General features: G+C 66.6%; 13 protein-coding genes. 8 read left to right on the top strand and 5 right to left on the bottom strand.

The annotated features are described in order from the left end of the window. Nucleotides 1-33: 33 nt before the first annotated feature. Nucleotides 34-330, bottom strand: a complete 297-nt coding sequence (locus ACFPJ1_RS07960; RefSeq protein WP_380102455.1) for a putative quinol monooxygenase — start codon at nt 328-330, stop codon at nt 34-36. A gap of 271 nt (nt 331-601) precedes the next feature. Here ACFPJ1_RS07960 and ACFPJ1_RS07955 point away from each other — a divergent pair, with 271 nt between their 5' ends. From ACFPJ1_RS07955 to ACFPJ1_RS07945, 3 genes are all read left to right on the top strand, one after another. Then, nucleotides 602-1459 (top strand): universal stress protein, encoded by an 858-nt coding sequence (locus tag ACFPJ1_RS07955; protein ID WP_380102453.1) that lies wholly within the window; start codon nt 602-604, stop codon nt 1457-1459. Between the two features lie 172 nt (nt 1460-1631). Beyond that, nucleotides 1632-2483, top strand: a complete 852-nt coding sequence (locus ACFPJ1_RS07950; RefSeq protein ID WP_380102451.1) for a universal stress protein — start codon at nt 1632-1634, stop codon at nt 2481-2483. Nucleotides 2484-2802: 319 nt separating this feature from the next. Next, the gene (locus ACFPJ1_RS07945; protein WP_380102449.1) at nt 2803-3645 is read left to right on the top strand and encodes an alpha/beta fold hydrolase; all 843 of its coding nucleotides are present in this window, start codon (nt 2803-2805) and stop codon (nt 3643-3645) included. Here ACFPJ1_RS07945 and ACFPJ1_RS07940 read toward each other — a convergent pair. Then, nucleotides 3642-3812: a helix-turn-helix domain-containing protein gene (locus ACFPJ1_RS07940; protein ID WP_380102924.1), complete on the bottom strand. Its 171-nt coding sequence runs from the start codon at nt 3810-3812 to the stop codon at nt 3642-3644. The genes ACFPJ1_RS07945 and ACFPJ1_RS07940 overlap by 4 nt on opposite strands. A 300-nt stretch (nt 3813-4112) precedes the next feature. On the opposite strand from ACFPJ1_RS07940, the gene ACFPJ1_RS07935 reads away from it, so the two are divergent. Both ACFPJ1_RS07935 and ACFPJ1_RS07930 read left to right on the top strand, forming a co-directional pair. Then, entirely contained in the window at nt 4113-4604 is a 492-nt protein-coding gene (locus ACFPJ1_RS07935) for a DUF1684 domain-containing protein (RefSeq protein WP_380102447.1), read from the top strand. A 129-nt stretch (nt 4605-4733) separates the two neighbouring features. Continuing rightward, nucleotides 4734-6635, top strand: a complete 1902-nt coding sequence (locus ACFPJ1_RS07930) for a glycoside hydrolase family 15 protein (RefSeq protein WP_380102922.1) — start codon at nt 4734-4736, stop codon at nt 6633-6635. A gap of 30 nt (nt 6636-6665) precedes the next feature. Here the strand turns inward: ACFPJ1_RS07930 and ACFPJ1_RS07925 are convergent, their stop codons facing one another. The 3 genes from ACFPJ1_RS07925 to ACFPJ1_RS07915 all read right to left on the bottom strand — a co-directional run bounded on the left by ACFPJ1_RS07925 (nt 6666) and on the right by ACFPJ1_RS07915 (nt 9736). Continuing rightward, complete coding sequence (locus tag ACFPJ1_RS07925; RefSeq protein ID WP_380102445.1) at nt 6666-6821, bottom strand: hypothetical protein; 156 nt, start codon at nt 6819-6821, stop codon at nt 6666-6668. Between the two features lie 65 nt (nt 6822-6886). Beyond that, nucleotides 6887-8854, bottom strand: coding sequence for a potassium transporter Kup (locus ACFPJ1_RS07920; RefSeq protein WP_380102443.1), 1968 nt, complete (start codon nt 8852-8854; stop codon nt 6887-6889). A 96-nt stretch (nt 8855-8950) separates the two neighbouring features. Then, nucleotides 8951-9736 (bottom strand): SGNH/GDSL hydrolase family protein, encoded by a 786-nt coding sequence (locus tag ACFPJ1_RS07915; protein WP_380102441.1) that lies wholly within the window; start codon nt 9734-9736, stop codon nt 8951-8953. A 346-nt stretch (nt 9737-10082) separates the two neighbouring features. Here ACFPJ1_RS07915 and ACFPJ1_RS07910 point away from each other — a divergent pair, with 346 nt between their 5' ends. From ACFPJ1_RS07910 to ACFPJ1_RS07900, 3 genes are all read left to right on the top strand, one after another. Further along, complete coding sequence (locus tag ACFPJ1_RS07910; RefSeq protein ID WP_380102439.1) at nt 10083-10781, top strand: neutral zinc metallopeptidase; 699 nt, start codon at nt 10083-10085, stop codon at nt 10779-10781. A gap of 141 nt (nt 10782-10922) precedes the next feature. Then, complete coding sequence (locus ACFPJ1_RS07905; protein ID WP_380102437.1) at nt 10923-11117, top strand: hypothetical protein; 195 nt, start codon at nt 10923-10925, stop codon at nt 11115-11117. Nucleotides 11118-11380: 263 nt separating this feature from the next. Further along, nucleotides 11381-11623 carry a hypothetical protein gene (locus ACFPJ1_RS07900; RefSeq protein ID WP_132302006.1) on the top strand — a complete coding sequence of 81 codons (243 nt, stop codon included), beginning with the start codon at nt 11381-11383 and terminating at the stop codon, nt 11621-11623. Nucleotides 11624-11879: the final 256 nt, after the last annotated feature.

Genomic DNA, 11879 nt, shown 5'->3' with positions numbered 1-11879 from the left:
GAATCCCGCGAACGGGGCCGCCTGAGCAGGGCGCTACTTCACCGCGATGATGTCGATCGTCCGGATGTCGGCATCGCCGGCGAGCAGGTCATCGGCGACCTGACCCAGAGCCTTCGGGATCTCCCCGTTCAGGTGGGCATCGCGTCCCACCTCGGCCTCGAAGCTGTCGAAGATGCCGTAGTGGGTGTCATCGATCTTGAATGCGTACCACGTCACAGTGTCTTCCTCTGCCACGGCGAGCGCGCGGCCCCCCATCAGGAAAGCCCCGAGCTCATCGCCCTTGCCGGCCTTCGCCTCCAGCAGAGCGAGGACCCCCAGTCGTACGGTCATGTGCTGTCTCCTGTCGCTGATCTGCGAGACCCAGACATCGCCCACTTCTCACGATGCCATCCAGGCCGGCGATCCACCACTGGGTGGCGCTCCTGGCCGCTTGACTGACCGGAATGGACGGCCAACCATGGCAACGTCGCGATCCAGGGACACTGCTCGGTGGCGATTCCGCCCGCCACGGGCACTTTTGGCATCAGTGCGACAACGCGGCTCAGAACCGCCTGCTCAGCCGGACGATCGAGTCAGAGAGCGAATGGAAAGGACAAGACCTGTGATCTACGTCGGCATCGACAGCTCGTGGCGTCACTCCGGTGCCCTGGAGTGGGCGCTGCGGGGAGCAGCCCTTCGGCATGAGCCCCTCCGGGCGGTCTACGTGGTCGACGAGACGGTACGTCGTGCGCCGTACTCGGAACCGACGATCGTGGACCATGCGGCGATCGATCTCGTCGACGAGGTCCAGGAGCATCTTGACGCCGGCCGCGGTCGGCTGGACAACGACGCAAACCTGATGGGCGGGCGGCCGGCCACAACGCTGGTGGACGCGGCGGCCGGAAGCACGATGCTCGTCGTCGGCCGGCGGGGGACGGGCGCATTCAAGCGACTGCTCATCGGCTCGACGTCGGAGGAGGTCGTCAACGTGGCGACCGTGCCGGTGGTCGTGGTCCCGGGCGGGTGGAAGCCAGGCGATCACTCCGGTCCGGTCGTCGTCGCGGTGGGTGAGTCCGACGCGGACCTAGGGTCGATCGGGTTCGCGGTCACCGCGGCGATGGAGCGGGAGGTGCCGTTGAGATTGGTCCACGCCTGGGACCTGCCGAGCGTCCACAGCCGGGACGCGGATGCGATCGCTCGCGCCGAGCAGGAATGGGACGACAACGCCCAGCGGTGGGGGGAAGCCATCGCCGGCGAGTGGCGACTGAGGTATCCCGAGCTCGTCATCGAGGTCGACGTCCGCCGCGGCCATGCGGTCGACGGCGTCATCACCGCCGCGGAGCAGTGTGACGCCCAGCTCTTGGTCGTGGGCGGCCGTCGCCACCACCGGACGACCGCGATGCTGCTCGGCTCGGTCGCCCGCGGAGTCCTCCACCACGCGTCCTGCCCGGTCGCCGTTGTGCACGCCGAGCAGAACTGATCAACCGCACGCGCCCGTGCCAACCAGCCCGAGCAGGCAGCGGTCCGGGCGGCCACGAACCCCGAGACCGGGACCTTCGGCCCTGCTTCAGGTGGTCACGCAGGCGATGAAATGTAGTCTGGCGCGTACCGCGATCGCGCACCCGGAACCTCGCGAAGTGAAAGGGCGGGTCATGGAGAGTGCACCGAAGTTCATCCTGGTCGGGGTCGATGACGGCCCGGAGAGCCAGGTGGCGCTGCGCTGGGCGGTCGAGGAGGCAGGAGCACGCGGGTGCGCCGTGCGGGTGGTGTCAGCGCATCTGGACCAGACTGCCCAGTGGCCGGGCATCGGTTTCGAGGCCTACATTCCCCCACCGGAGGTGGACCAGCACCAGCCAGTGAACGACGCGGCGGTCAGGTTCGTTCGCGACCGGCTCGGCTACGAGAACGGGTCCGGCTGGTTCACCACCGGGTCAGCGGCGGCCGCGATTCTGACCGAGGCGCCGGAGGCCGGAATGATCGTGTTGGGCTCGCGGGCGCACAGCAGGCTAGGTGCCGCCCTCGGCTCGACCGCGACAGCGGTGACAGCCAAGGCGCCATGCCCCGTCGTTGTGGTGCGCGATCTTGACGCGGCCGGACCAGTGCTGGTCGGCGCCGACGGGTCCGCCGATTCCGAAGCTGCCGTTCTGTTCGGCTTCGAGGCGGCCGCCCGATCCGGCACCCCGCTGGAGGTGGTCTATTGCTGGCAACCGCAGAGCCGTCACGATGCGCCGATCGACAGTGCCGAAGAACTACTGCGGAACTGGCTGACCGAGAGCGTGGCGCCGTACCGGGACAAGTTCCCGGGGGTGCGGGTCCGGGCCGAGGTCGTCGCAGGCCGGCCGGCCGCCGTACTGGCGGAACGCAGCAGCACCAGTTCGATGGTCGTGGTCGGCTCCCGCGGTCGCGGCGGCGTCACCGGTCTGTTGCTCGGCTCGGTCAGCCAAAGGTTGCTGCACCACGCGAGCTGCCCGGTCGCCGTCGTACGCACGATGCAGCAACACTGAGACCGCGACCGTCGGCCTCCTCCCTCTGACGTCGTCGGCCAGCGGTGACAGATTCGGACCGACTGGCAATCTGACCGTCGCGTTCCGGAAAGCGGCGACGGCCGACCGTCTGCCGGTGTTGGCGCTTCCTTCGCGGGTGGCTCGTCGCCCTGTGCAACGACGTACGCCGGTCCGGGCAGGCGTCATCCACAAGGATCGGGCACGCCGGTGCGGTGTGACATCCGACCAGTGCTGTCACATCGCGGCGTGGTGCTCGGACTTTATTGATGAGCCGATCGGCACGCGGTCGGCTGTCCATCACACGGAGAAGGACAGATCCATGACGAATCCCCTGACCAATCCTGCTCGCCGTCCCAGGAGACGCGGGCGCATTGTGGCGTCCCTGCTCACCGCCGCGGCGCTGGCCGTGGCGAGCTTCAACCCGGTGCAGAGCGTTGCCGGCGAACAGCGTGGGGCGAAGCCGACCATCGTGTTGGTGCACGGCTCCTGGGCGGACGGCTCGAGCTGGAACCGCGTCACCGAGCGACTGCAGGACGACGGGTACACAGTCCGCGCCATCCCCAACCCGCTGCGCTCGGTAGCGGGTGACGCAGCGTCGGTGCGTACCTTCCTGCAAACGCTGACGGGACCGGTCGTGCTGGTCGGCCACTCGTACGGCGGTTTCGTGATCACCAACGCCGCCACCGGGCTTCCGAACGTCAAGGCTCTCGTGTACGTCAACGCCTTCGCACCGGACGCCGGCGAGACCCCGTTCCAGCTCGTGGGGCCGGATTCGGCACTCTCGGTCGACCCGGCGACCGTGTTCGACCTCGTACCCCCCACGTTGCCGCCCACCGCGACCACTGACGTGTACCTCAAGCGGTCGACCGTCTTCGACTCGTTCGCGACCGGGCTGAGTGCCGACGACAAGGATCTCGTCTTCGCGACCCAGCGACCGGGTGCATTGGGAGCACTCAACGAGCCGTCCGCAACTCCGGCGTGGAAGACGATTCCGTCCTGGAGCGCGATCGGCACCGAGGACCAGATCATCCCGGCCAGTGCACAGCGGACCATGTCCAAGCGAGCGGGCGCCAAGATCACCGAGTACGACGCCGGGCACCTCGGCCTGATGACCGACCCCAGGACCGTCACCAAGGTGATCGAGCAGGCCGCGCGCAGCTAGACCAAGGTCGCCGTATCGTGCGGCAGCAGGGTGGCGATCTCCGGGCGGGACGTGGTTGCCAGCTGGGTGAACACCTTGCGCAGATGCCATTCCACAGCATGCGGGCTGATGAACAACCGGGCACCGATCTCGGGGGTCGTCAGCCCGCCAGCGGCAAGCCGGGCGATCTGCGCCGCCTGGGACGGCAGCGGCGCGGACCTGATTGTCGTCTACCGCCTTGTCCCTCTGGACGGTGACCGCTTCGGTGCGTCCGCTGACCCCCGTAGTGTCGTGGTGGATGGATCACCGAAAACGAGGGGCAGAGCGTGAATCAGCAGTCCGTGCCATCGGCACTGAACACTGCGGACTGGCGCCGCAGGGTGTTCGCACTGTACGGCGACGTGCGCGAGGCGCCCGACCCAGCCGAGGCACATGCGATCTGGCGGGCTGGGAGGGACGAGTTGCTGGCGAGCCACGCTGCGTCGCCAATGCCCGTCGAGGAACGCGAGGTGTTTCGTGGTGTTCAGATCGGGGACTACCAGCCGCAGTTGCGGTTCGAGGTCGCCATCGACACGGATGTGGAGCCGGTGCGGTGGGAGGTGCCTTCGGCAACAGACGGCGTGATTCCCTTCACCCGGATCGGGGCCCTGCACCTTCCGGCGGTTGGCGATTTGGATGTGTGGTGGCTCGAGTCGTACGGCGGTGGCGTGTTTGTGCCCGTCAAGGATGCCCTCGCCGGCGCCCGCACCTATGGCGGGGGCCGCTATCTGGTGGACACGGTCAAGGGTGCGGACCTGGGCGGTGATTTCCGAGAGGGCTGGCTCGTCGTCGACTTGAACTTCGCCTACAACCCCTCGTGTGCCTACAGCCCGCTGTGGACCTGCCCGCTCGCACCGGCAGGCAACACGGTGCCTACGGCCCTGCCGGTCGGCGAACTCACCGTCGACTCGACCCACGAGCCCGAAGTTCAATCGGCTTAGAAGTCTGTACCGATGGAAGTCGGCGTTCTCGGTCATGATGGTTTGAGCGACGGATGAGATCCGTGCACCGGAGAAGGGGGAGTGACCTTGCCTGAGTCTCGGGCACGCACCCTTGCGACTTCCGGTGACCTGCATCAAGGTCCGCGTCGAAGCGCACACCCGCCGATTGCGGATTACGCCTTCCTGTCGGACTGCGAGTCCAACTGCCTGATAGCGCCCAGCGGTGCGGTGGAGTGGATGTGCCTGCCGCGACACGACTCACCCAGCGTGTTCGGGGCGATTCTGGACCGCGCCGCCGGAAGCTTCAGGCTCGGTCCGCACGGTGTGCAGGTGCCCGCCGCACGCCGGTATCTGCCAGGCAGCTTGATGCTCGAAACGACCTGGAAGTCACCGACCGGCTGGATGATCGTCCGTGATGCCCTGCTCATGGGTCCGTGGCATCGGGTCTCCGAGCGGTCCGGGACTCACCGCCGCACACCGACCGATTACGACGCCGAACACTGTTTGCTGCGGACCGTCAAATGCGTCAGCGGCGCTGTGGATCTCTCGATGGTGTGCGAACCGATGTTCGGATATGGCCGGCGAGAAGCCAGTTGGCGGTATGACGGACCCGGTTACGGCGCGGCGGTGGCAGACTGCCCTGAGCTGGATCACGATGTCGCTCTGAGGCTGACTACCGATCTACGCCTCGGTCTGGAGGGCCGCACGGCCCAGGCCCGGACTCGGATGTCGCAGGGCGATACGGCGTTCGTGGCGCTCTCGTGGTCGGTTGTGCCGCCGCCGCGGACCTGGGCGGAAGCCCTCGAGCGGATGGGGCGAACGGCCGAGTACTGGCGGCAATGGATCAACGTCGGTGTGTTTCCGGATCACCCGTGGAGCCACTATCTGGCGCGCAGCGCGCTCACCTTGAAAGGACTCACCTTCGCTCCCACCGGGGCCCTGCTCGCCGCCGCGACGACCTCCCTGCCTGAGACACCATTCGGTGAGCGGAATTGGGACTATCGATACTCGTGGATCCGTGACTCCACGTTCGCTCTCTGGGGGCTTTACACCATCGGACTCGATCGCGAGGCGAACGACTTCTTCTCCTTCCTCACCGAGATGTGTGACGGCGACCACGACATGCAGATCATGTATGGCATCGGCGGCGAGCGCGAATTGCCTGAGCAGACGCTGGATCACCTGACCGGTTACGAAGGCGCGAGACCGATCCGGGTCGGCAATGCGGCCCATCTGCAGCGCCAGCACGACGTCTGGGGAGCGGTACTCGACTCGGTGTATCTGCATGCCACGTCCCGTGACCAGGTGCCTGAAAGCCTGTGGCCGATCCTCAAGCGAGCTGTGGACGAGGCAACGAAGCACTGGCGCGAGCCCGACCACGGGATCTGGGAATCACGCGGTGAACCGCAGCACTTCACCTCGTCCAAGCTGATGTGCTGGGTGGCGATGGATCGTGGCGCCAAGCTGGCCCGGCTGCACGACGAGCCCGGATTCGCCGATGATTGGCAGGCGGTCGCCGACGAGATCCGCGCGGACATCTGCACCAACGGTGTCGACGACAGAGGAGTCTTCGTGCAGCGGTATGGCGCCGCCACCCTCGATGCCTCACTGTTGCTCGTCCCGTTGGTGCGCTTCCTGCCGGCTGACGACCCACGGATTCGTGCCACCGTACGAGCCATTGCCGACGAACTCACCGAGGACGGCATGGTGCTGCGTTACCGCGTCGCGGAGACCGACGACGGGATGCGTGGCGCGGAGGGAACCTTCACGATCTGCTCGTTCTGGCTGGTGTCTGCCCTTGTCGAGATCGGCGAGCTGGACGAGGCCACCGCGCTCTGCGAGAAGCTCCTGTCCTACGCGAGCCCGCTGGGCCTCTACGCCGAGGAGATCGACTCGCTCAGCGGACGCCAACTCGGCAACTTCCCGCAGGCGTTCACTCATTTGGCCCTGATCAACGCCATCACGCACATCATTCGCGCCGAGGAAGCAGTCGGCACGAACACCTTCGTCCCCGCGCACCAGCGACTCTGATGAATCGCTGACTCCGGCACGTGGCCGGCGTCAGGCGGCGTGGTTCAGGAGGGTCCAGCGGGGGTCGTCGTCGGGCCAGTGGTTGATGAGGGCGTCGACGGCGAGTTGGTGGGTTGCCGGGTCGAGGATGCCGTGGTCGGTGGCTGCTGTGAGTACTTCGAGGTAGGCCAGCCGAGCGACGGCCACTGGTGATCACCCTGGACGCGAGCACAGTGGGGCGACCGTTGGTCACAATGCGTGCACGACGCTGGTTAGACGTCGATGTATGAGCCGATGATGACGGTGCGGTCGCGGGGGAGTCCGAAGGCTTCGGCGGCGTCGGCGGTGATGTATGAGGTGGCGATGAAGAGGCGTTTACGCCACGGCGCCATGGTTGGGGCCTCGCCGCGCCGGAGCTCGATCTTGGACAGGAAGTACGAGGCCCGATCGAGCTGGAGCCGGCCCTCGGTCGCCTCCGGGTCGAGCAGCGCCAAGGTGGTCGGTACGGTCGGAGTCTCCATGTAGCCGAACAGGGCCGTGACGTGGATGATGCCGTCGTCGCGGTACCCGAGGTCGTCCACGACGATCCGCCGGTCCGGGCCGACGCGCGGTACGGGCTCGGTCTCGATCGCGACGATGACGACCTGCTCGTGCCGGACGTGGTTGTTCTCGACGTTCGCGCGCAGGGCCAGCGGTGTGGTCTGGCCGCCACGATTCAGGAAGACCGCCGTGCCGGGGACTCGCTGCGCGGTGAGTTTCCGCTCGCGCAGTTGGCCGACGAAGTCGCCCAGTGGGCCCTCGCGCCGCTCGCGTTCGGCGGTGACGATCGCGCGGCCGCGTTGCCAGGTCGTCATGATGGTGAATGCGGTGATCGCGATCAGGAGTGGAAGCCAGGCACCGTGGACGAGCTTGGTCAGGTTCGCCGCGACGAACAGCAGATCCACCGACAGCAGTAATGCCGCGCCGATGCCGATCAACCAAGGACTCAGGTGCCATCGGCGCCGAGCGACGTAGAAGAACAGCAGAGTGGTGATGGTGATGGTTCCAGTGACCGCCATGCCGAACGCGTAGGCGAGAGCCGCGGAGCTGCGGAAGGCGAAGATGAGGGTCAGCACCGAGATCATCAGGACCCAGTTGATCCAGGGCACGTAGATCTGACCGGCTGTCGACTCCGAGGTGTGCGCGATCCGGAGCCGGGGGAGGTACCCGAGCTGGGCAGCCTGGGATGCTACCGAGTACGCGCCGGTGATGACGGCCTGAGAGGCGATCACGGTTGCGGCAGTGGCCAGTACGACGAGCGGCAGGCGTCCCCAGTCGGGAACGAGCAGGAAGAACGGACTGCTGATGTTGGCCGGATCCTCGAGGATCGACGCTCCCTGACCGAAGTAGCTGAGAACGCAGGCCGGGAACACGAGCACGAGCCAGGCACGGGTGATCGATCGACGGCCGAAGTGCCCCATGTCGGCGTACAGAGCTTCGGCGCCGGTCACCGCGAGGACGATCGCCGCCAAGGCGTAGAAGGCGATGCTGAAGTGGCCGAACAGGAAGCCCAGCGCGTACGTCGGGGAGAGCGCCCTGAGGATGCTCGGGTGTTCGGCGATGCCGCTGATGCCGTTCGCGCCGATGACCACGAACCAGGCGATCATGACCGGTCCGAACACGCGTCCCACAGCCGCCGTGCCCCGACGCTGTACGGCGAACAGCAACACGATGATCACCGCGGTGATCGGTACGACGAACTGCTCGAGCGAGGGCTGGACGACCTTGAGGCCTTCGACAGCTGACAAGACGGAGATCGCCGGGGTGATCATGCTGTCACCGAAGAACAGCGAGGCGCCGAAGATTCCCAGCGCCGCCAGCACGACCGCGGTGCGCCCGCCCTGAGTGCCCAGCCGTCGCAGCAGCGTGATCAGGGCCATGATGCCGCCCTCACCGTCGTTGTCGGCACGCATTGCCAGCAGCACGTAGGTGACGGTGACGATGATCATCACCGACCAGAAGATGAGCGAGACCACTCCGTACACGTTCTCCGTGCTGACCGGGACAGGATGCGGATCGCTGGGGTTGAACACCGTCTGCAGCGTGTAGATCGGGCTGGTCCCGATATCGCCGAACACCACACCAAGCGCACCCACGACCACCGCGAGCCGCACCACGTCGCGCCCACCCGCGCCGGAATCCGGCTGCGGTGGCGATGTGTCCCCGTCATCCATCCCGGTCGTGCGTGAACGGTCGGTCATGGCGACCCCCAATCCTTCTCCGCGCCGGCACAGGACGTTACCGCGTGCTGGGCCGGGGCTGGAATGCTCGCCCAGCCGACTCCGGCTACCGCCTGATCATTTAGCCGATCTTGCCTGGGGTAGGGCGAGTTTGGCGGCGGTGAGGGCTTGGGTGATGAGTTCGTTGCGGGCGTCTTGGCCGTACGGGACGGTGGTGTGGACACCATCGCTGAGGTACGCGGTGAGGCGGGTGGGTTTGGCGGCGAGGTATTCGGCCCAGTGGACGATTCGCAGGTTGGGGTATCTGCGTTGCGCGTCGGCGAGCTGGAGGTTGATCCAGGCGCTGTTGCGCTGGTCGGCGATTTGCATCGCTGCTGTCCTGGCGGTCCGGCACATCTGGGTGTTGACCCAGATCACGGTTCGGTTGGGGCCGACGATGCTCATGGTGCGGTTGATCTGGGTGGTGACGACCGGCGGGTTGAAGACGTCGTTGGTGCCGGTGGCCATCAGGATCCGGCGCGGCATGCCGTACTTGGTGGCCCAGTCCTGGAGGGCGTCGACGGCTGGTGTGGTGGGGCGGCCGGACCAGTTGTGGACGGCCAGGCTGTCGCCGGTGCGGCCCGCGAGGCGGATGGCGAGGGACTTTCCGTCCTGGACGGCGATGCTGTCGCCGAACATGAAGACCCCGTCCTTGGCGACGACGGTCTTGATGATGGTCTCGGGGGAGATCGCTTTGCTGAGGACCAGCCAGTTCGCGATGACCCCGGATCCATAGGGACCGCTGTCGGCGGCGTCGCTGTGGCTGGCGGCGACGATGGCGCCGGTGGTGCCTGCCACGGCCACCGCTCCGGTCAGCAGAATCTGGCGCCGGTTGGGCTTCACGGCGCTCAAGCGTTTCCTCACGAGGGGGAACTGTGAGGCCGAGAGGCGCCGAAAAGCAAGCCACGCGGTCAAGGTCGGACGTCATCTGCAGCTTGTTGCAAGCCCTGTAACGCGACACGCTCCGTGAACGATGTAGCTCTTGCCCGGCCCGCTGGTGACTATCGGTAGTCACCTATGCCGTCCCTGTCGTGGCGAGAGGCGGGATGGAATGGGGCCGAAATGGGCGGTTCTTGCGGTCGCGGTGCTGTGCCTGGCGGTCGGCTGTGGACAGGACGTCGCGCTACAGAGTTCGTCGCCGTCAGCAACTGTTTCGCCGAGTGTCTCAGGGACGCCTGTAGAGCAGCAGGAGGAGTCGGCGGGGTTGTTGGTGAGCAACAGCCTCTACGAGGCTGGAGTAATCCCCGCGGTCAGTTGCCGGTTGCCGACGGCGCTGTTGACCACGAAGTCGGCCGTTGGGCGCTTCGCTCAGGTCATGACGGGCTGCCTGTCGGCGGCCTGGCGTCCGGTGCTCGGACGAGTCTCCGGCGAGACCTTCGTCCCACCGGGTGTGTTCGCTGTCGATGAGGGACACCCGACGCCTTGCGGACCTGTGGAGGATGACGACTACGCGTTCTACTGCGGGGCGAACCTGGGAATCTACTTCGATTGGGAGATGTTCGCCGCCGTCGACGAGGGCGACCGGCTCGACACCGAGATCGACCTGATGGACATGGTCGCCCATGAGTACGGACACCACATGCAACTCCTGTCCAGGATCGACGAGCGTTATGAGCTCCGGTACGACGACACGACCGGCGAGGCCCGGTTGCGGCTGACCCGGCGGATGGAGCTGCAGGCGAACTGCTTCGCCGCGGCCTTCCTGGGCGCAAACCGGCGGCCGTTGAAGCTCACAGGCGACCGGCTCGAGTACCTGATGTTCGCCATCGAAGCGGGGGACGATCCGGAGGCCGGACCGGCCGATCACGGATCGGAGGAGAGCAACCGGTATTGGGGACGGGCGGCATTCAAGTCCGGGAGTCCGCAGTCCTGCAACACCTGGTCGGCCCCGGTGGACCGGGTGAAATGAACTGCTACCCGTCGAGGCTGGGCGGCGTAGCAGGAGCCCGATGGGGCCGGAGGCTGGTGATCGCCAGAGCCTGAGTCGGGCTGCTGGCTCTCTTGGATCGGGGTCGATCGCAGGTTCGCACGGATCGACGTACCCGGCGCCATGGTCACCGCGCCGACCGGCATCGACCACCCCAGCCAGATCGCCATCGACACCGTCGACGCCCAACTGGTGCACCATGGCTTCCTGTTCGATCAGGGCCGCTTCACCGAGATCAAACCGCGCGGCGCCGCCGGCAACGGGTCGCCGGCCACCGACGTTGACGACCGCGGTCGCGTGCTCGGCTCTGTGCTCTGACGAGGACGCCGACAGTGCATCGTGTCACCGCGATCGCGAGCAGTAGCCCAGCCGCGACGAGCCTGAGCCCGCCGAGTCCGAACGCGACCCTGATACCGGGGCGCAAAGTCCGCCGCCACCGTCCTCACTCTCCCTGGCACCTCCCGTGATTGCTCTTTGCTGACCAGATTTCACGTGGAGTTGCCGGACCAATCAATCGAATATCCTCGGAGGGCGTGCTGATACGCGGCGCGCGGGCGGCGGGCAGACGGCAGGAGGCTCCGATGAAGGGTGATCGAGTCGAGATCGTCGTCGATGTCGGAGATGCCACCCGCACTTACGAGGTGGTGGCGACCAAGGCCGGACGTCGAGTAGAGACTGCGGTACGACGTGGCTTGGTCGAGGTCACCGAGCTGACCCGTAGTGGCGCCGTAGTCCGCACAGCACGGTTCATGGCGAGTCGAGTCGTTGCCCTGGTGGAACACCCCGCAAAAGAAGGCAAACCGACCGAGCCCGACGATCAATAGCCGCTGCGTCCGTCGTCCCCGACGATCAGCACCGTTCGGTCGGAGCAGCAGGTGGAGGGGACTGAGGTCTTTGTCGAACGCTTAAGCGCCGGCCATGCAGGCGCGCGACGACGAAGCCTTCCTCGCCCATGTCACACAGCGACTCGCAACGCTGCCGCATGGTCTGCGCCCGTGGTTAGGCCCCGTGGCTCGTTCGGGCCGAGTTGCGAGTGCGCCGGTCACGATCCCGATGTTCGGTGGCCTAGGCTGTTCATAG

It is taken from the genome of Kribbella qitaiheensis (assembly GCF_042657745.1).
In the GTDB taxonomy this organism is placed as follows: domain Bacteria; phylum Actinomycetota; class Actinomycetes; order Propionibacteriales; family Kribbellaceae; genus Kribbella; species Kribbella qitaiheensis.
This window is presented reverse-complemented; position numbering and strand designations above follow the sequence as displayed.